Source organism: Streptomyces sp. NPDC057950 (assembly GCF_042887295.1).
GTDB classification, from domain to species: domain Bacteria; phylum Actinomycetota; class Actinomycetes; order Streptomycetales; family Streptomycetaceae; genus Streptomyces; species Streptomyces kaempferi.
The window spans coordinates 58,235-75,833 of the sequence record NZ_JBHVPP010000030.1; the positions used below are offsets into that span (position 1 = coordinate 58,235).

The window sequence follows — 17,599 nt, forward strand, 5'->3', positions numbered from 1 at the left end:
TCACACGTCCCGGCGGTCCAGGAGGACGAAGGCACCGACGACGGCGGCCGCCGTCACTCCTGCGAGCAGGCCGAGCTGCGCGCCGCCGTGGCCGCTCTCCCTGTCGAGCTGGAAGATCCGGGCGAGGGCGTTCGGGGCGTTGTACTCCTGCATCTTCTCCCCGAGCGTCCGCATGCTCTCGGACATCATCAGGAACGCCGGCATGATCGCGGGTACCAGCACGACGCCGAGCATCGTGGTGATCGCGCCCGCCGAGTGACGCAGCATCGAGCCCACCGCGAGCGCCAGGACGCCGAGCAGCGACACGTACAGCGCGCCCATCACGACGGTGCCGGCCCACGGTACCGGGGACGGTCCGCTGTGCATCCCCTCGGTGATCAGGCCGACCAGCCCGATCGCGAAGGCGGAGACGACGAAGGCCACCGCGAAGAAGATGATCAGCTTCGCGGCGAGCACCCGGTACCGCTGCGGCGACGCCGTGAACGTCGTACGGATCATGCCGGTGCCGTACTCGGACGAGACGACCAGCACGCCCAGCGTGATCAGGCAGATCTGCCCGAGCATCAGGCCGAAGAACGCCGGGATCGTGTACGGCACGTCCGCGAAGTCCTCGTTCGTGGTCTGCGCGGCGACCAGGAAGCCGATGCCGATCACCAGGAGCAGGAAGATGCCGAGCGTCCACAGCGTGGAGCGCACCGACCTGATCTTCGTCCACTCGGAGGTGAGCGCGTGCCCGAGGTGGGTGCGGGTGATCGGGATCGGCGAGGTGTACGACGTGCCGGGCGCCCCCTGCCAGTGGGGGGCAGCGGCGGTCGGCTGCGGCATCGGCGGCTGGGGCGTGCTCATCGGGCGTCCTCGGGCTTGGTGAGGTCGGGGGCGGCGGGCGCGGCGGGCGGCTGCGCGGGGGCCTGCGGCGCGGGCTGGGCGTACGGGTTGGCGTCAGCGGCGCCGGGAGCGGGCGGAGCGCCGTAGGGACCCTGGCCGGCGGCGGGGGCGCCCGGAGCGCCGTACGGGCCCGTCCGGGGCGCTCCGGGCGGCATCGCGAACGGCTGCCCGCCCTGCTGGGGCGGCGGCGGTGCGTACCAGCCCGGCTGGCCCTGCCCCGGCACCGGTATCTGCGGCGGCGGCATCGCGCCGGGCGGCGGCTCCTGCTGGAATCCGGCCCGCTGGTCGATCGTCGAGCGGTAGTCGACGGCTCCCTGCGTCATCCGCATGTACGCCTCCTCCAGCGAGGCCTGGTGCGGCGACAGCTCCCACAGCCGTACGTCGGCGCCGTGCGCGAGGTCGCTGATGCGGGGCAGCGGCAGCCCGGTGACCCGGAGGCCGCCGTCCTGCTCGGGCATCACCTGGCCGCCGGCCTCGGTCAGGGCGGCCGTCAGCTTCTCGCGCTGCTGCGGCTCCGTGTCCGGGGTGCGGACCCGGGCGAAGTCGGCCGAGTTGTGCGAGATGAAGTCCTTGATGTTCTGGTCGGCGAGCAGCTGGCCGCGGCCGATCACGATCAGGTGGTCGGCGGTCAGCGCCATCTCGCTCATCAGGTGCGAGGAGACGAAGACCGTACGGCCCTCCGCCGCGAGCGCCTTCATGAGGTTGCGGACCCAGAGGATGCCCTCGGGGTCGAGGCCGTTGACCGGCTCGTCGAAGAGCAGCACCTGCGGGTCGCCGAGCAGCGCGGCGGCGATGCCGAGCCGCTGGCCCATACCCAGCGAGAAGCCCTTGGAGCGCTTCCTGGCCACGTCCTGCAGACCGACCACACCGAGCACCTCGTCCACCCGGCGGGCCGGGATGCCCGACAGCTGGGCGAGGCAGAGCAGGTGGTTGCGGGCGTGCCGGCCGCCGTGCACGGCCTTGGCATCGAGGAGCGCGCCGACCTGGCGGGGCGCGTTCGGCAGCTTGCGGTACGGGAAGCCGCCGATCGTCACCTGGCCCGATGAGGGGTTGTCGAGGCCGAGGATCATCCGCATCGTCGTCGACTTGCCGGAGCCGTTGGGCCCGAGGAAGCCGGTGACGGCGCCCGGCCGCACCTGGAAGGAAAGGTTGTACACGGCCGTCTTGGCGCCATAGCGCTTCGTCAGGCCGACTGCCTCGATCATGCTCCGCACCCATCGAAAGGTTCAGGACGTCGGGGCGCACGCCCCCGTAAGGCTTAGGAGGATATCGGGGCGCTGACGGTTCCGCTCAAGAGAAAGTAAAACCGTGCAGGTCACGCGGGGGAGGGGTCGGCGGGGAGGGCGCGTCCCGGCTGCGGCCCTTGTCAGGTACCCGTCGTCCCAGGTCAGGCCGGAAACGGGACCCCGGAGCCGGCCGATCGCACCTCGGCTCCGGCTCGTCCTCAGCCCCGCGAGGGCAGTGAGTCGTCCAGGGGCGGCAGGTCGTCGTACAGCCGCAGTTCGGCCGCGTCGTCGACGTACGGCAGGAAGTCCGTCTGCGGCAGTACCCAGCCCTCCTCGCCGAAGACGAGCGTGCCCCGCTCACGCAGCGCGCGATCGGCCCCGGCCCGCCGCACCCAGGCCGCCGGATCGGGCCCGAGCAGCTCCCGCAGCCTGCCGGAGCCGGCGAGCAGCGCGGCGAGCAGCTCCGCCTGGTCCCCGCCGCCGGGCCGCGGCCGTCCGGTGGCCGGGTCCGCCAGCACCCCGTGCGCGCTGAAGTAGATGTACGCGCCGCCGAGCCGCTCCCCGGACGGCATCGTCATCTCGAACGCGTCGCCGGGCAGTATCGCCCGCCGGTAGTCCGGGAACTCGGTGTCGTCGACCGCCTTCAGCTGCGTCGGGTCCAGCCAGGTGACGACCAGCGTGGTCGCGGCGCCCCGGTCGACGTACGGCGTGCCCGCCACGTAACCCGCCGGACTGATGTGCCCCGAGCATCCCACGCCGATGCCGTGCACCCGCACCGGCACCATCGGCACGGTCGCCGGGATGCCGAGCCGGGTGAGCTTGTGGGCGACCTGGCCGGGAGAGGCGTTCGAACCGACCGCGATCACCGGATGGCGGTTGCCGGTCCCGGCCTGGCCGAGGTCGGCCAGCGCCTCGTCCAGCCGCTGCTGCGCCTGGCGCTCCTCCACGTACCACTCGCCGAGTCGCAGCGGCCGTACGTCGAGCTGGAGCAGCTCGCCGCCGGTCAGCAGGGAGGGTTCGGGGGTGGGCCGGCCGGGATAGGTGAGCGGCTGCTTGGCGGGCACGTCGTCCAGGCCCAGCGCCTGGAGGCTTCGGTCCTTCGTCGTCACGGTGACGCCCTTCGGGGGTGGTCGCGCGATACGGGCACAGCCTTTCACGCGAGATGTACCCGGAGCGGGGCCCGCTCTCGCCCGCCGCGGCAGGGTTGGCCGGAACGGACACCGGGAATCATGCCGTCCCATTCTACGAGTGGGAGCCAAGTCGGTTACGGGGGAAGCAAGTTGAGGCGCACAGGGCAAGGGGTGGACGCCAGGGGAGCGGCGGGGCGGGGCCGGACGCATCCGCGCTTCCGTACGTCCGTTCGCTGGTGGATCGCCGGACGTACCGTGCACGCGCTGCTGCTGATGACACTCGGCGCGCTGGCAGGGCTCTCCGTCGTCATCGCGACGGCCTGGACACTGACCGAGCACTCCGCGCGGTCGATGGCGGAGCGGTTCTCGAACGGGGAGCGGCTGCTCGACCTCAGCCTCGCGGTGCTGCGGGCCAGCGTCGGCACGGACAGCCTGTCGCCCGAGCCGGACAGCACCGCGCACCAGCTGCTCGCCACGGTCGCCTCCGTCACCGGCGCCCTGGTGCCCGCGGTGCTGCTGGGCATCGTGCTGATCAAGATGTTCGCGCTGCGGCCGTTCGTCTGGCGGCAGCGGGCCAGCATCTCGCACGCCTGGACCGCCGACTTCCCGGGCTACTCGCGGCAGCACGCGAACAGCGAGGACGCGATCATCGCCGTCCGCTTCTACAACCGTTTCGACAACCTGTCCGTCGTGGACCTGCGTGCCCGTGCCCACCTGCGCTATCTGGAGCGCTCCCCGCACGACGGCAGCCTGGTCATCTACAAGCAGTGGCTGAAGGTCCTCGACGCACAGGGGGAGCCGGCCGACGAGCGGTACTGGCTCGCGGTCGAGCGCGGGGCGCCGTTCACGGTGTGGATACCGGTCCAGGCGCCGGTGGCCGAGCTGCCGTTCCGGCACATCCAGGGAAAGGACCTCGCGGGTTCGTACGGGGTGAAGCTGCTGGTGCGGCTGACGGCGCGGACCGTGGGCCTGGGCACCGAGGTCGCCGACGAGCGCTGGTTCGACCTGGAGGCCGGTGACTTCGAACTCGGCCGTTTCGTGCCGCTGCAGCCCGACCTCCACAGGGACGTGTGGCGCTGGGAGGGCTGGACGGACTTCGACGGGCTGATCCAGGCGCCGCCGTCCGACGACGACGGCGACGCCACGCGTCCCGTTCCCTGAACGCGCGCACGCCTCTCGGCCGTCCGCCCCCGGCTAGGCGTCCCGCCTCTTGAGCAGCGCGTAGCCGCCCAGGAGTGCCGCGACCACCCACAGCACCATGATCGCGAGGCCGCCCCAGGGCCCGTACGGGGTGTCGTCACCGACCGGGGTCACCACCCGCATGATCTTGCTGCCGGCCTGGTCGGGCAGATAGCGGCCGATCTTCTTGGTCGCGGAGACCGCGCCGAGGATGTTGGAGATCAGGAAGAAGAACGGCATCAGGATGCCCAGCGAGAGCATCGGACTGCGCAGCATCGTCGCCACACCCATCGAGAACACCGCGATGAGCGTCATGTACAGCCCGCCACCGATCACCGCGCGCAGCACCCCGTGGTCGCCGATCGACGCCCGGTGCGTGCCGAGCGTCGCCTGCCCGAGGAAGAACGCGACGAAGCTCGTGATGATGCCGACCACGAAGGCGAGCCCCGTCGCCACCGCGACCTTGCTGAAGAGGAACGTGGCACGCTGCGGGACCGCGGCGAGCGAGGTGCGGATCATGCCGGTGCTGTACTCGTTGCCGACCACGAGCACCCCGAACACGATCATCGCGAGCTGACCGAGACTCATCCCGGCGAAGCTGATGTACGTCGGGTCGAAGGAGAGCCGGTCCTTCGTGTCCAGCTTGTCGAACTCGTTCTTGGACAGCAGTGAGATCAGGATGCCGAGCGCGATCGTGACGACGGCGGCGAGGCCGAGTGTCCAGACCGTGGAGGCAACGGACCGGATCTTGGTCCACTCGGACCTGAGGACCTGGGAGGCCGCCATGCTCAGGAATCCTTCCGCCAGTCGCCGCCCCACTCGTGGGGCGGGGTGTCGGAGTGGGCGTGGTATTCCACCGACTCCGCGGTCAGCTGCATGAAAGCCTCCTCGAGGGAGGCCTGCTGGGGACTCAGCTCGTGCAGGACGAGCTGGTGACGCGCGGCCAGCTCACCGATCTGCTCGGACTTGCCGCCGTCCACCTCCAGGGCGCCGCTGCCGCTCTCGACGACGGTGATCCCGGCCTCGTGCAGCACATCGAGCAGCCGTTCGCGCTGCGGGGTGCGGATGCGGACGTACGACCGGGAGTTGCGCTGGATGAAGTCGGCCATGGACGTGTCGGCCAGCAACCGGCCCTGTCCGATGACGACGAGGTGGTCGGCGGTCAGCGCCATCTCGCTCATGAGGTGACTGGACACGAACACGGTCCGCCCCTGCGAGGCCAGCGACTTCATCAGATTGCGGATCCAGTGGATGCCCTCGGGGTCGAGGCCGTTGACCGGCTCGTCGAACATCAGGATCCGGGGATCGCCGAGCAGGGCGCCCGCGATGCCGAGCCGTTGGCCCATGCCCAGCGAGAAGCCCTTGGCCTTCTTCCGCGCGACCGCGGTGAGTCCCACCGTGTCGAGGACCTCGTCCACCCGCGCCCTCGGGATGCCGTTGCTCTGCGCGAGGCACAGAAGGTGGTTGAAGGCGCTGCGGCCACCGTGCATCGCCTTGGCGTCCAGCAGGGCACCGATGTACTTCAGCGGGTCCTTGAGGTGGTCGTAGTGCTGTCCGTCGATCCGTACGTCACCCGCGGTGGGCCGGTCGAGCCCGAGCATCATCCGCATGGTGGTGGACTTGCCGGCGCCGTTGGGCCCGAGGAACCCCGTCACGATTCCGGGTCTGACGGCGAAGGACAGCTGATCGACCGCCACCTTCTCGCCGTACCGCTTGGTCAGCCCCTCGAGCTCGATCATGCGGCCACGGTAGGGCGCCCCCCAGGGCCGCGCTACTTGAGCCAGCGGGTCTTTGCCGCTTGTTCACCGGGGTTCACGGCCGCGCCGCCAGGGCTTGTCGCACCGTTCCCGGAGCCCCTGCCGACGCCCACGACCGCGGCCCGCACCCGAGGAGGGTGCGGGCCGCGGCCGTGGACAGGAACCGGTTACCGGGACTGCTGGGCCGGAACCCCACGCGAGATGGGCTCGTCCTCGGCCGGCGTGCTCGCGGCGGCCACCGCGGCACCCGTGAGCGTCGCGAGCATCTCACGGACGTTCGTGAGCTGGGCGTTGATGGAGTCGCGACGGTTCGTCAGCGCCGCCAGCTCGCGCTCGGACTCCGAGCGGATGCGGTCGGCCTTGGCGTTCGCGTCGGCCACGATGTCCTCGGCCTGGCGCTGGGCCGTCTCCACCGTCTGGCGGGCGCGGCGCTCGGCGTCCGTGCGCAGCTTCTCGGCCTCCAGGCGGAGCTGCTCCGCGCGGTGCTCGATCTCCGCGAGGCGCTTCTCGGCCTTGGCCTGACGCGAGGCCAGGTCGCGCTCGGACTGCTCGCGGCGCTTGGCGAGGTTCGTCTCGAAGTCGGCGGCGGCCTGCGCGGCCTTGGCACGGGTCTCCTCGAAGAGGGCGTCCGCCTCCTCGCGCTTGGACTGGGCGTCCTTCTGCGCCTCCTGGCGCAGCTGAGAGGCGTCGCTCTTGGCCTTCTCGACGATCCGGACGCCCTCGTCCTCCGCCTTGGACTTGCGGTCCGACGCGAACGATTCTGCATCGTTGCGGACCTGCTGCGCGGCCGACTCGGCGAGCTCACGGTGCTGCTCGGACGCGCGACGCGCCTCGTCACGCAGATCCTTCGCCTCCTCCTCGGCGAGGCGGAGGATCTTCTCGACCCGCGCGCCGAGACCCGCGTACGACGGTTCGGCGTCGGTGACCTGGGCCTGGGCGTTCTGCGTTTCGAGGTGGAGTTCCTCGATGCGCTTCTCGAGAGCAGTGATACGGGCCAGAGCGCTGTCACGGTCGGAGACGAGCTTCGAAATGCGTTCGTCCACCTGAGCGCGGTCGTACCCACGCCGCACAAGCTCGAAGCCGTAGGGGGAAGTGTCGCTCATGGGGTTCCTGTCGAATGAGACCGGTGAGGTGATAGGGGGAATCCTAGGGGCCAAAGCGGTGTGTCATCGAGCGGATACGTGTTTGATCTGGAGAATGACACTCCTTTTGGGTGGCTGGCTGTCAGAGCGCTTGCCAGAGTCCGCACCAATGGTCCGGAAAGGTGCGGAATGGGAGCTTCTGGCTAGCCCTCCGACGACTTGCCACCCGAACGGGTCGCGCCGGCTGCGGCGCCCGCCTTGACCCCACCGTCCTTGTTGCCCGACGGGGCCTCAAAGGATTCCAACGCCTCCAGGACGTCCTGGACACGGGAGATCTCGGCGTTGATGTCCGAGCGCCGGCGCACCAGCACCTCCAGCTCGTGCTTGCCCTCCTCGACCGCCTGCCGCGCCTCCCGGATCGCCTCGGCCTTGATCTCCGTCGCCTCGGCGACGAGCGAGGACTTCTTCTGCTCGGCCTCCTTGAGGAGCCCCTCGGCCTTCTTGACCGCGGCGATACGCACCTTGCTCGCCTCGGAGTTGGCCTCCGCGACCAGGTCCTTCGCCTTGGCCTCGGCCTCGGCGAGCTGGTCCTCGGCCGCCTTCACGAGCGCGTCGCAGCGCTCGCCGGCGTTCTTCATCGTCTCGGCCGACTCGCGGCGGGCCCGCTCGTGCAGCTCCTCGATCTCCGAGGTGACGCGGTCGCGCAGTTCCTCCGCCCGCTCCCTTATGGCGGTCGCGTCCCGGCGCGCGCCGACCAGCAGCTCGTCCGCGTCCGTACGGGAGCGCTCCACAAGGGAGTTGCCCTCCACGGTCGCCTCGGAGACAAGCCGCTCGGCCTCGTTGCGGGCCGCGCCCACCATCGTGTCGGCCTGGCCCTCGGCGTCCGCCGTGGCTTTCTGCGCGCTCTGCTGAGCCTCCGCCAGCAGCTTGTCGGCCTCCGACGCCGTCTCCGAGATGAGGGTGTCGACCTGCTCGGCCGCCTCGGAGCGCCGCTTGTTGGCCTCCTGGCGCGCCGCGTCCAGCGTCCGGTCGGCCTCCTCGCGCGCGGCCGAGGTGAGCCGCTCCGCCTCCGCCTCCGCCTCGGACTTGACCCGCGCCGCCTCGCTGCGGATCCGCTCGGAGTGCTGCTGCGCGGAACCGACCGTGTCGGCGGCCTCGGCGCGCAGCCGCTCCGCGTCCCCGGTCGCCTCCGAGACCAGCTGATCGGCCTTGGCGGTGGATTCGGCGCGGACCCGCTCGGCCTCCGCGTTCGTCTCGTTCGTCAGCCGCTCCGCCTCGGAGCGCGCCTCGTTGATGAGGGTGTCCGCCTGCGTGGCCGCGTCCGAACGGATCCGGTTCGCGTCCTCCCGGGCCTCCGCGCGGGTGCGCGAGGCGTCCTGGTCGGCGCCCGCGATGGCGTCCGACACCTCGGTGCGCACCCGCTGGGCGTGTTCCGAGGCTTCCGAGCGCAGCCGCTCGGACTCGGCGATCGCCTCCGAGACCGTGCGCTCCGCGAGGGACTTGGCGGCGTCCGTCTCCTCGGCCGCCTCGCGCCGCACCCGGCCGGCGTCCTCGGAGGCGCGCTCCCGCTCGGCGTACGCGTCGGCGCGGACCCGGTCCGCCTCCTCCTGCGCCTCGGTGCGGGTACGGTCCGCCGCGTGCTCGGCGGCGGAGCGCAGGCCCGAGATCTCCTCCTGGGCCTGTTCGTGCAGCCCGGTCACGGAGTCGCGCACCTGCTGTGCGGTCTGCTCGGCGTTCGAGACCATCTCGGTCGCGCGCCGGTCGGCCTCCTCGACCAGCCGTACGGCCTCGGCCTGGGCCTCCTCCACGCGGTTGCGCGCGGAGGCGAGGAGCTCCTCGCTCTGGTCGCGGGCCCGCTCGCGCTCCTGGTCGGCCTCCTGGCGTGCCGAACCGAGCAGTTCCTCGGCCTCGCGGCGACGCCGTACGGCCTCCTCCTGGGCGGCGGCCAGCGTCTCGGCGCCCTCCGTCGCCAGCCGCTCGGCCGCGGCCTGGGCCTCGGCCCGTACCCGGTCGGCGCTGTCCTGGGCCTCCGACTTCAGCCGCTCGGCCTCCGCCGCGGCCTCCGAACGCAGCCGTACGGCGATGTTCTCGCCCTCGGCCCGCGACGCCGAGGCGTCCGCGGCGGCCTCGTTGCGCAGCCGGTCCGCCTCCGTCTCGGCCTGTGCCTGCAGCGTACGGATCCGCTCGGCGGCCTCGCCGCGCAGCCGCTCCGTCTCCTCGGCGGCCTCACGGCGGATCCGCTCGGCATCCGCTCGCGCGTCGCTCAGCGCCTGCTCGGCCGAGGCGAGCCGCTGCTCGGCCTCGGTGTGCAGCCGGGTCAGCTCCTCGGCGGCCTCGGTCCGGCGGGCCGCTATGGCGCGCTCGGAGTCCTCGCGCACCGTCTCGGCGGCCCGCTCGGCCTCCGCCTTGATCGTCTCGGCCAGCTCGACGGCCTCGGCGCGGTTGTTCTCGGCCTCCTTGCGCGTGCGCTCCAGCGTCTCCTCGGCCTGCCGGCGCAGCGCCGTGGCGCGCTCGATGGCCTCGGTGCGCACGCGCTCACTGTCGGTCGTCGCGGTCGCCCGGAGCTCGTCCGCGTCCGCCTTGGCCTTCGCGAGCAGTTCCTCGGCGGTCTTGGCCGCCTCCTCGATCTGCTGGACGGCCTCGCGCCGGGCCTCGCCGCGGAGGCGTTCGCCCTCGGCGTTCGCGTCGGCACGCAGCTGCTCGGCCTCGCCGCGCAGCCGGCGGGCCTCCTCCTGCAGCTCGACCGTCTTGGCCCGGTACTCCTTGGTGTCGTCCTTCGCCGTGCCCTTGAGCTGCTCGGCGATGTCGTGCGCCTCGCCGCGCAGCCGGTCCGCCTCGGACTCCGCCTCGGTGCGGATCCGCTCGGCCTCCTCGGCCGCCGCCCTCGTGGTCTTCCTGGCGTCCTCGGACGCCTTGTTGAGCACGTCCTCGGCGGTACGGGCCGCCTTGGACAGCTGGGAGGCGGTCTCCTCGGCGGTGAGACTGCGGGCGTTCTCCTCGGCCTCCGCGACGATCTTCTCGGCCTTGGTACGGGCCTCCGCGACGACCTGCTCGGCCTCGGACCTGGTGGTCTCGGCCTCCTTGGTGGCCTCGCTGACCAGCCGGGCGACCTGCTCCTTCGCCGTGCGGGTGCGCTGCTCGTTCGCCGACTCGGCGCCGGCCAGGGCCTTGGCCGCGACATCCTTCGCCTCGGTGACGACCTTGTCCGCCTCGGCCCGTGCCTCGCGCAGTGCCGTCTCGGCGGCCGTCATCCGCTGCTCGGCGGCCCGGCTCAGCTCGGTGGCCTGACGACGGGCGCTGTCGGACTCGTTCGCCGTGGAGCTGCGCAGCTGCTCGGCGTGCTCGGTGGCCTCCTGGGCCTGGGTGGACGCGGCGTTCAGCAGCCGCTCGGCGTCCGTGCGGGCCCGGCGCAGCAGCGCCTCCGCCTCGGCACGGGCCGACTCGGCGTCGTTCGTCAGCCGCTGGCGGGCTTCGGCCGCGACCCGCTCGGCCTCCGCGCGCGCGGTGCTCAGCGCCTGGTCCGCCTCGACCCGCGACTCGTCCAGGAGGCGGCGGGCCTGCTGCTCGCTGCGGGAGCGCAGCTGCTCGGCCCAGGCCACGTTCTCGTTGACGTGCGACTCGACGGTCTGGCGGCGCTCGGCCAGCTCCTGGTCGAGCTGCTGACGCCGCGCGACCGCCTCGGCGTGCAGCTCGGCCTGCAGGCGGGCGGCCTGCTCGGCGTGCTCCTGGAGGATGCGCTGCGTCTGCGCCCGCGCCTGGCTCATCTCGCGCTCGGCATCGGCGCGCAACTGATCCGCCTGGATCTGGGCATTACGGAGCAACTGCTCGGCCTGGTAGCCGAGGTCGCCGCCGCTGTCGTAGGCAGGCCGGGTCGCCAGACTGCGGCGCGCCTCGTGCAGCTTGGCGCGCAGCACCTCGACCTGATAGCCGAGGTCCTCGGCGTGCTGGACGGCCTTCTCCCGCTCGGTCTTCAGCCGCTCCATCTCGGCCTCGAACCGAGAGAGGTGGTCGACGTCAGCCGCCGGCTCTCGCTCCTGGCGTTCGTAGCCCCGCACTGCGCGGTCCCATCCGTCCCCTGGTCGCAAGTCTCTCCAAACGAGCCCCGTCCATCCGCCGGACGGTGCCCCCGGGGAATGGTGTCAGATCAACAGCGGAGCACGGGCTGCTGCCCCGACGCTCGTCCCCCGAAAACCTGGACCCCGGCCCTCGGTCGCGCCGTCGTCACGGCGGCACGACCTCGGGGCCCGTCGCCGGACAGGCCCCGGGCCGCCCCGAAATGGCGGCGGCCGTCCCCAACCCTACCGGCCCGGATATACGGAGGTCAGTGCTCAGGTGACTCAACAGCCGCCGAAGTGACCAGTTCTGTCAGCACACCGTGGCAATCCTTGGGGTGAAGGAAGGTGATTCGTGACCCCATGGAGCCGCGTCGCGGCTCGTCGTAGAGGACGCGTACGCCTTTGTCCCTGATGTCGCCCGCGTCGGCGTCGACGTCCGCCGTGCCGAACGCGATGTGATGGACACCCTCGCCGTTCTTCGCCAGCCACTTGCCGACGGCCGAGTCCTCGCGGGTCGGCTCAAGGAGCTGGAGGTAGGAGGCGCCGCCGTCGGACGTCTCGTTGATCTTGAGCATGGCCTCGCGCACGCCCTGCTCGTCGTTGACCTCGGAGTGGAAGACTTCGAAGCCGTACGTGGCCCGGTAGAACTCGACGGTCTTGTCGAGGTCGAAGCAGGCGATCCCGATGTGGTCGATTCGCGTCAGCATGGTGCCAGTGCAGCGCTCCCGCGGCGGTTACGCAACGTGCGCGCGATCACACTGACAGCCGGATGACGGGTGGCCTACCGCTCAGTACATTCAAGTAAACCCTCGTTCACTCCTCAGCTGTGCAAGCTGGAAGGGGATCGCACCTCATGTCTGGAACGAACAGCACGACCTCCGTGATCGTCGCGGGTGCCCGCACCCCGATGGGACGGTTGCTCGGATCGCTGAAGTCCTTCTCCGGAGCCGACCTCGGAGGATTCGCGATCAAAGCCGCCCTCGACCGCGCGGGCATCGGCGGTGACCAGGTGCAGTACGTGATCATGGGCCAGGTGCTGCAGGCCGGGGCGGGGCAGATCCCGGCGCGGCAGGCGGCCGTCAAGGCGGGCATCCCGATGAGCGTCCCGGCGCTCACGATCAACAAGGTGTGTCTGTCGGGCCTGGACGCGATCGCCCTCGCGGACCAGTTGATCCGGGCCGGTGAGTTCGACATCGTGGTCGCGGGCGGCCAGGAGTCCATGACGAACGCCCCCCACCTGCTCCCGAAGTCCCGTGAGGGCTTCAAGTACGGCGCCATCGAGATGCTCGACGCCATGGCGCACGACGGGCTGACCGACGCCTTCGAGAACATCGCGATGGGCGAGTCCACGGAGAAGCACAACACGCGGCTCGGCATCGCCCGTCCGGAGCAGGACGAAGTCGCCGCCCTCTCGCACCAGCGCGCGGCGGCCGCCCAGAAGAACGGCGTCTTCGAGGCGGAGATCACGCCGGTGGAGATTCCGCAGCGCAAGGGCGAGCCCGTCGTCTTCAGCAAGGACGAGGGCATCCGCGCCGAGACCACGGCGGAGTCGCTCGGCAAGCTGCGTCCGGCGTTCACCAGGGACGGCACGATCACGGCGGGCTCCTCCTCGCAGATCTCGGACGGCGCCGCGGCGGTCGTCGTGATGAGCAGGACGAAGGCGCAGGAGCTCGGCCTGGAGTGGATCGCCGAGATCGGCGCGCACGGGAACGTGGCCGGACCGGACAACTCTTTGCAGTCGCAGCCGTCGAACGCGATCCTGCACGCCCTGAAGAAGGAGGGCCTGGACGTCTCGGACCTCGACCTGATCGAGATCAACGAGGCGTTCGCGGCGGTCGCCGTGCAGTCGATGAAGGACCTCGGGGTGTCCACGGAGAAGGTGAACGTCAACGGCGGCGCGATCGCCCTGGGTCACCCGATCGGCATGTCCGGCGCCCGTCTCGTACTGCACCTGGCGCTGGAGCTGAAGCGGCGCGGCGGCGGCGTGGGCGCGGCGGCGCTGTGCGGTGGCGGCGGTCAGGGTGACGCGCTGATCGTGCGGGTACCCACGGCGTAGATCCCTCGCCGCGGCGCTGCCGCCGCGTTGTCTCGTACGACTCTGAACGGAGCTGTGATGCAGGACGTCTCCTCGCTGGTGGCCCAGGCCAGGGAAGGCCGGCCGCGGGCCGTCGCCCGGCTGATCTCGCTGGTGGAGGGGGCGTCCCCGCAGTTGCGCGAGGTGATGGCGGCGCTGGCTCCGCTGGCCGGCGGGGCGTACGTGGTCGGGCTCACCGGGTCGCCGGGCGTCGGCAAGTCGACGTCGACCTCGGCACTGGTGAGCGCCTACCGGCGGCAGGGCAGGCGGGTCGGCGTCCTGGCCGTCGACCCGTCGTCCCCGTTCTCCGGGGGCGCGCTGCTCGGCGACCGGGTCCGGATGTCCGAGCACGCCTCGGATCCCGGTGTGTACATCCGCTCGATGGCGACCCGCGGTCACCTCGGCGGCCTGGCCTGGGCGGCCCCCCAGGCGATCCGCGTGCTGGACGCGGCGGGCTGCGACGTGATCCTGGTCGAGACCGTCGGGGTGGGCCAGTCGGAGGTCGAGATCGCGTCCCGGGCGGACACCTCGGTCGTCCTGCTCGCCCCCGGCATGGGTGACGGCATCCAGGCGGCGAAGGCCGGAATCCTGGAGATCGGCGACGTGTACGTGGTCAACAAGGCCGACCGGGACGGCGCCGACGCGACCGCGCGCGAGCTGAACCACATGCTCGGCCTCGGCGAGTCCCGCGGGCCCGGGGACTGGCGGCCGCCGATCGTCAAGACGGTCGCGGCGCGCGGCGAGGGCATCGACGAGGTCGTCGAGGCCCTGGAGAAGCACCGCGCCTGGATGGAGGAGCACGGCGTCCTCGCCGAGCGCCGGCTCGCCCGTGCCTCCCAGGAGGTCGAGACGATCGCGGTCACGGCCCTGCGCCGGCGCATCGGCGACCTGCACGGCGACCGCCGCCTGAGCGCGCTGGCGGAACGGATCGTCGCGGGCGAACTCGACCCCTACCGGGCCGCCGACTCCCTGGTGGAGGGCCTGACCGAGACCTGAGGGGGCCTGACCGGGACCTGAGGGGGGCCTGGACCCCGGGACCCTGGTGGGGGTCGGGACCTGAGGGGGGCCTGGACCCCGGGACTCTGATGGGGCCCGCCGAGGGATGGGGGGCGCTCCTTGTCCCGCCGTCGCCGGGCCGGTCGGGCCTGCGACCCTGTCGTCTCCGGGGCCTGCCCGGAACGGACGGCGATCACCGCCGTGCCCCGAACGCGGGGCCCCCGCGCGGGGCCCTGCCGAGCCGCCGCGCGGGACCCCGCGAGTCAGCCGTCGTGGCCGCCCCGGTGCGCCGGCTCCGTGCGGGCGGAGACGACCTTGCCCGTGCCCGCGTCGACGCGCACCTCGTACCAGGTGCCGCCGGTGGCGAGGATCCCGATCTCCCACGTCGGGGTGGCGCGGTCGTCGTCCAGGTCGGCGGAGGCGGCGGTGCCCGGCGTGTGGCGCAGCGCCGTGGCGAGGGCTTCGGCCGCCGTCACCCGGGCGGACCGCAGCCGTGCGGCGTCGTCGCCGTGATCGTCCGATCCGGCCGCGTGACGGCCCGTTCGGGTGCGGTCGTCCGGGTGAGGGTGATCGTCCGTCCGGGTGGGACCGCCCGCCCGTGTCCGGTCGTCCGTCCCGGCGCGGCCGCCCGTCCGCGTCCGGTCGTCCACCCGGGTGTCGTCGCCATGGCGTACGTGGCCCGCGCGGTCGTCGTCCGCCGTCCGGGACGACGCCCCGGGGACCGCGGCGGTGCTGTCGTCCGTGACGGCCAGGGCCGTCGCCGTGCCGCCCCCGATCAGGGCCGCGGCCGCCACGGCGGCGATGACGATGTTGCGCTTCATATCGGTTCCTCCTGATGTGCCGGACTCTGCCTGGTGATTGGTGCGGGACCGGCCCCAAGTCGTCCGGTGCGTTGCTGCGTTGCCGACGGGAACCACTGTCGGCGAGGGGTGCTGAACGCAGCCTGAAGCCGCCTGAAGACTTCTTCAGGTGCGGTTTGGGACGCTGGGCGCATGCGCCTGTTGATCGTGGAGGACGAGAAGCGGCTGGCTTTGTCGCTCGCCAAGGGACTGAGGGCCGAGGGGTACGCCGTGGACGTCGTCCACGACGGGGCCGAGGGCCTGCACCGGGCGAGCGAGGGCGCCTACGACCTCGTCGTCCTCGACATCATGCTGCCCGGCATGAACGGCTATCGCGTCTGCGCCGCGCTGCGTGCCGCCGGGCACGACGTGCCGATCCTCATGCTCACCGCGAAGGACGGCGAGTACGACGAGGCGGAGGGGCTGGACACCGGCGCCGACGACTACCTGACCAAGCCGTTCTCGTACGTGGTGCTGGTGGCCCGGGTGAAGGCGCTGCTGCGGCGCGGACGGTCCGCCCGCCCGCCGGTGCGGGTCCTGGGCGAGCTGACGGTCGACACCGGCGCCCGGCGCGTCTTCCGGGGCGCGGACGAGGTCGCCCTCACGGCGAAGGAGTTCTCGGTCCTGGAGCAGCTCGTACTGCGGGCCGGACAGGTCGTCTCGAAGGCCGAGATCCTCGAACACGTCTGGGACTTCGCCTACGACGGGGACCCGAACATAGTCGAGGTCTACGTCAGCACCCTGCGGCGCAAGCTCGGGGCGGCGTTCATCCGGACCGTGCGCGGAGCGGGCTACCGGCTGGAAGCCCGATGAGCCGGCTCTTCGGATCCGTCCGGGCCAAGGCCACGCTCGGCGCGACCGTCGTGGTGGCCATCGCGCTCGTGGCCGCGGGCGCCGCCGTCCTGCTGTCCCTCCGTGCCAACCTGAACGGCCAGGCCGGCACGGAGGCGGAGCGCAGCGCCCGCGAGGTCGCGGCCGACCTGTCCGGCGGGGCGTCCTACGACCGGCTGCGGCTGGACGACGACCAGCGTCCCGTCCAGGTGGTCGACGGGACGGGCGTACTGGTCGCCGCCAGCGAGAATCTGCGGCGGATCAGCGGCACGGGGACCGGCGCGGTGAAGCCGCGGGCCAAGCGGACGGCCGCCCCGGGGAGCGGCGGCGACGCGACGGACGACCACGGCGGCGGCAAGGGCGGTGACGACAAGGGTGGCGGTGATGACAGCGGTGGCGGTGACGACAGGGCTGGCGACGGCCGGGGGAAGGCCGGCCGGGGCCGCGGCGCCGGTGCGGACGACGACCACTCTCTCGAGCCCGGCCGGATCGGCGCCGCGGTGAACTTCAGCGAGGGCTCGGCCACGCTCGGCGGGGACACGGCGGACTACCGGTTCGCCGCCGTCGAGGTGAGTGTGAGGAGCAAGGGTGCGCTGACCGTGTACGCGGGCGCACCGCTCTCCGCCGAACAGGGCGCCGTACGCACGGCCCTGACGGTCATGCTGATCGGCCTCCCCCTGCTGCTGACCGTGGTGGCCGCCGTGACCTGGCGGGTCACCCGGCGCGCGCTGCGGCCGGTCGAGGGCATCCGCAGCGAGATGGCCGCGATCACGGCCTCCGAGGACCTCGCACGGCGGGTGCCCGTGCCGGACACCCAGGACGAGGTCGCGGGTCTGGCGCGGACCACCAACGAGACGCTGGCCGCCCTGGAGACGTCCGTCGAGCGGCAGCGCCGGTTCGTCGCCGACGCCTCGCACGAACTGCGCAGCCCCATCGCCTCCCTGCGCACCCAGCTCGAAGTGGGCGCGGCGCACCCGGAGCTGCTGGATGTGACCGGGGCCGTCGCGGACACCGTACGGCTGCAGCGGCTCGCCGCCGATCTGCTGCTGCTCGCCCGGCTGGACGCTGGGGAGCGGCCCGCGGGCACCCGGTTCGACCTGGCGGCGCTGGCCCGGGAGGAGGTGTCCAGGCGTCCGGGGGTGACGGTGGAGGGCGCGAGCGCCGAAGTCGTCGGATCCCGGGGGCAGATGGCGCGGCTGCTCGGCAATCTGCTGGACAACGCCCGCCGGCATGCGCGCAGCCGGGTCGCGGTCACTCTGCGGACCGAGGGCCCGTGGGCCGTTCTGGAGGTCGCCGACGACGGGGCGGGTGTCCCCGCCGCCGAGCGCGAGAGGATCTTCGAGCGGTTCGTGCGGCTCGACGAGGCCCGCGGCCGGGACGACGGCGGGGCCGGTCTGGGCCTCGCCATCGCCCGCGATGTGGCACTGCGGCACGGCGGCACACTCACCGTCGGCGATGCCCGGGGAGGCGGAGCGCTCTTCACGCTCCGGCTGCCCGGCCACGCCTGACGCGGAGCGGATCCGGGAAACGGGGAGAGGCGTTCGT

General features: G+C 72.2%; 14 protein-coding genes. 5 read left to right on the forward strand and 9 right to left on the reverse strand.

The genetic code is table 11. The annotated features are described in order from the left end of the window. The 3 genes from ACFVTC_RS37590 to ACFVTC_RS37600 all read right to left on the reverse strand — a co-directional run bounded on the left by ACFVTC_RS37590 (window position 1) and on the right by ACFVTC_RS37600 (window position 3,220). Window positions 1-846 carry an ABC transporter permease gene (locus ACFVTC_RS37590; protein ID WP_390133473.1) on the reverse strand — a complete coding sequence of 282 codons (846 nt, stop codon included), beginning with the start codon at window positions 844-846 and terminating at the stop codon, window positions 1-3. After that, on the reverse strand, window positions 843-2,090 hold the full coding sequence (locus ACFVTC_RS37595) for an ABC transporter ATP-binding protein (protein WP_390133475.1): 1,248 nt from the start codon (window positions 2,088-2,090) through the stop codon (window positions 843-845). Before ACFVTC_RS37595 ends, ACFVTC_RS37590 begins: the two co-directional genes overlap by 4 nt. 239 nt (window positions 2,091-2,329) lie before the next feature. Continuing rightward, a complete protein-coding gene (locus ACFVTC_RS37600; RefSeq protein WP_390133477.1) occupies window positions 2,330-3,220 on the reverse strand; it encodes a hypothetical protein in 891 nt (296 codons plus the stop codon). 192 nt (window positions 3,221-3,412) lie between these two features. Here ACFVTC_RS37600 and ACFVTC_RS37605 point away from each other — a divergent pair, with 192 nt between their 5' ends. Then, window positions 3,413-4,402 carry a hypothetical protein gene (locus ACFVTC_RS37605; RefSeq protein ID WP_390133479.1) on the forward strand — a complete coding sequence of 330 codons (990 nt, stop codon included), beginning with the start codon at window positions 3,413-3,415 and terminating at the stop codon, window positions 4,400-4,402. A 33-nt stretch (window positions 4,403-4,435) separates the two neighbouring features. Here the strand turns inward: ACFVTC_RS37605 and ACFVTC_RS37610 are convergent, their stop codons facing one another. The 5 genes from ACFVTC_RS37610 to mce all read right to left on the reverse strand — a co-directional run bounded on the left by ACFVTC_RS37610 (window position 4,436) and on the right by mce (window position 12,021). Next, window positions 4,436-5,206, reverse strand: coding sequence for an ABC transporter permease (locus ACFVTC_RS37610; RefSeq protein WP_356270221.1), 771 nt, complete (start codon window positions 5,204-5,206; stop codon window positions 4,436-4,438). 2 nt (window positions 5,207-5,208) lie between these two features. Then, window positions 5,209-6,159, reverse strand: coding sequence for an ABC transporter ATP-binding protein (locus ACFVTC_RS37615; protein WP_390133481.1), 951 nt, complete (start codon window positions 6,157-6,159; stop codon window positions 5,209-5,211). 185 nt (window positions 6,160-6,344) lie between these two features. Continuing rightward, window positions 6,345-7,280, reverse strand: a complete 936-nt coding sequence (locus tag ACFVTC_RS37620) for a cellulose-binding protein (RefSeq protein WP_168530281.1) — start codon at window positions 7,278-7,280, stop codon at window positions 6,345-6,347. Window positions 7,281-7,462: 182 nt separating this feature from the next. After that, complete coding sequence (scy, locus tag ACFVTC_RS37625; RefSeq protein ID WP_390133484.1) at window positions 7,463-11,314, reverse strand: polarized growth protein Scy; 3,852 nt, start codon at window positions 11,312-11,314, stop codon at window positions 7,463-7,465. Window positions 11,315-11,580: 266 nt separating this feature from the next. Next, window positions 11,581-12,021: a methylmalonyl-CoA epimerase gene (gene mce / locus ACFVTC_RS37630; RefSeq protein ID WP_168530283.1), complete on the reverse strand. Its 441-nt coding sequence runs from the start codon at window positions 12,019-12,021 to the stop codon at window positions 11,581-11,583. A 146-nt stretch (window positions 12,022-12,167) separates the two neighbouring features. Between mce and ACFVTC_RS37635 the strand changes: the two genes are divergently transcribed. Together ACFVTC_RS37635 and meaB are read left to right on the forward strand one after the other, a co-directional pair. Beyond that, window positions 12,168-13,370 carry an acetyl-CoA C-acetyltransferase gene (locus ACFVTC_RS37635; protein ID WP_390133486.1) on the forward strand — a complete coding sequence of 401 codons (1,203 nt, stop codon included), beginning with the start codon at window positions 12,168-12,170 and terminating at the stop codon, window positions 13,368-13,370. Between the two features lie 57 nt (window positions 13,371-13,427). Continuing rightward, window positions 13,428-14,384, forward strand: a complete 957-nt coding sequence (meaB, locus tag ACFVTC_RS37640; RefSeq protein ID WP_390133488.1) for a methylmalonyl Co-A mutase-associated GTPase MeaB — start codon at window positions 13,428-13,430, stop codon at window positions 14,382-14,384. Window positions 14,385-14,647: 263 nt separating this feature from the next. Here the strand turns inward: meaB and ACFVTC_RS37645 are convergent, their stop codons facing one another. Continuing rightward, a complete protein-coding gene (locus ACFVTC_RS37645; RefSeq protein WP_390133490.1) occupies window positions 14,648-15,205 on the reverse strand; it encodes a PepSY domain-containing protein in 558 nt (185 codons plus the stop codon). Window positions 15,206-15,376: 171 nt separating this feature from the next. On the opposite strand from ACFVTC_RS37645, the gene ACFVTC_RS37650 reads away from it, so the two are divergent. Further along, the gene (locus ACFVTC_RS37650; RefSeq protein ID WP_390133493.1) at window positions 15,377-16,036 is read left to right on the forward strand and encodes a response regulator transcription factor; all 660 of its coding nucleotides are present in this window, start codon (window positions 15,377-15,379) and stop codon (window positions 16,034-16,036) included. Then, window positions 16,033-17,562: an ATP-binding protein gene (locus tag ACFVTC_RS37655; protein WP_390133495.1), complete on the forward strand. Its 1,530-nt coding sequence runs from the start codon at window positions 16,033-16,035 to the stop codon at window positions 17,560-17,562. Before ACFVTC_RS37650 ends, ACFVTC_RS37655 begins: the two co-directional genes overlap by 4 nt. Window positions 17,563-17,599: the final 37 nt, after the last annotated feature.

Coding starts and splice junctions, on each gene's coding strand:
- ACFVTC_RS37620 (WP_168530281.1), bottom strand. CDS start 7,280: ATGAGCGACACTTCCCCCTACGGCTTCGAGCTTGTGCGGCGTGGGTAC.
- mce (WP_168530283.1), bottom strand. CDS start 12,021: ATGCTGACGCGAATCGACCACATCGGGATCGCCTGCTTCGACCTCGAC.
- ACFVTC_RS37650 (WP_390133493.1), top strand. CDS start 15,377: ATGCGCCTGTTGATCGTGGAGGACGAGAAGCGGCTGGCTTTGTCGCTC.
- ACFVTC_RS37615 (WP_390133481.1), bottom strand. CDS start 6,159: ATGATCGAGCTCGAGGGGCTGACCAAGCGGTACGGCGAGAAGGTGGCG.
- ACFVTC_RS37610 (WP_356270221.1), bottom strand. CDS start 5,206: ATGGCGGCCTCCCAGGTCCTCAGGTCCGAGTGGACCAAGATCCGGTCC.
- ACFVTC_RS37595 (WP_390133475.1), bottom strand. CDS start 2,090: ATGATCGAGGCAGTCGGCCTGACGAAGCGCTATGGCGCCAAGACGGCC.
- ACFVTC_RS37655 (WP_390133495.1), top strand. CDS start 16,033: ATGAGCCGGCTCTTCGGATCCGTCCGGGCCAAGGCCACGCTCGGCGCG.
- meaB (WP_390133488.1), top strand. CDS start 13,428: ATGCAGGACGTCTCCTCGCTGGTGGCCCAGGCCAGGGAAGGCCGGCCG.
- ACFVTC_RS37635 (WP_390133486.1), top strand. CDS start 12,168: ATGTCTGGAACGAACAGCACGACCTCCGTGATCGTCGCGGGTGCCCGC.
- ACFVTC_RS37590 (WP_390133473.1), bottom strand. CDS start 846: ATGAGCACGCCCCAGCCGCCGATGCCGCAGCCGACCGCCGCTGCCCCC.
- ACFVTC_RS37645 (WP_390133490.1), bottom strand. CDS start 15,205: ATGAAGCGCAACATCGTCATCGCCGCCGTGGCGGCCGCGGCCCTGATC.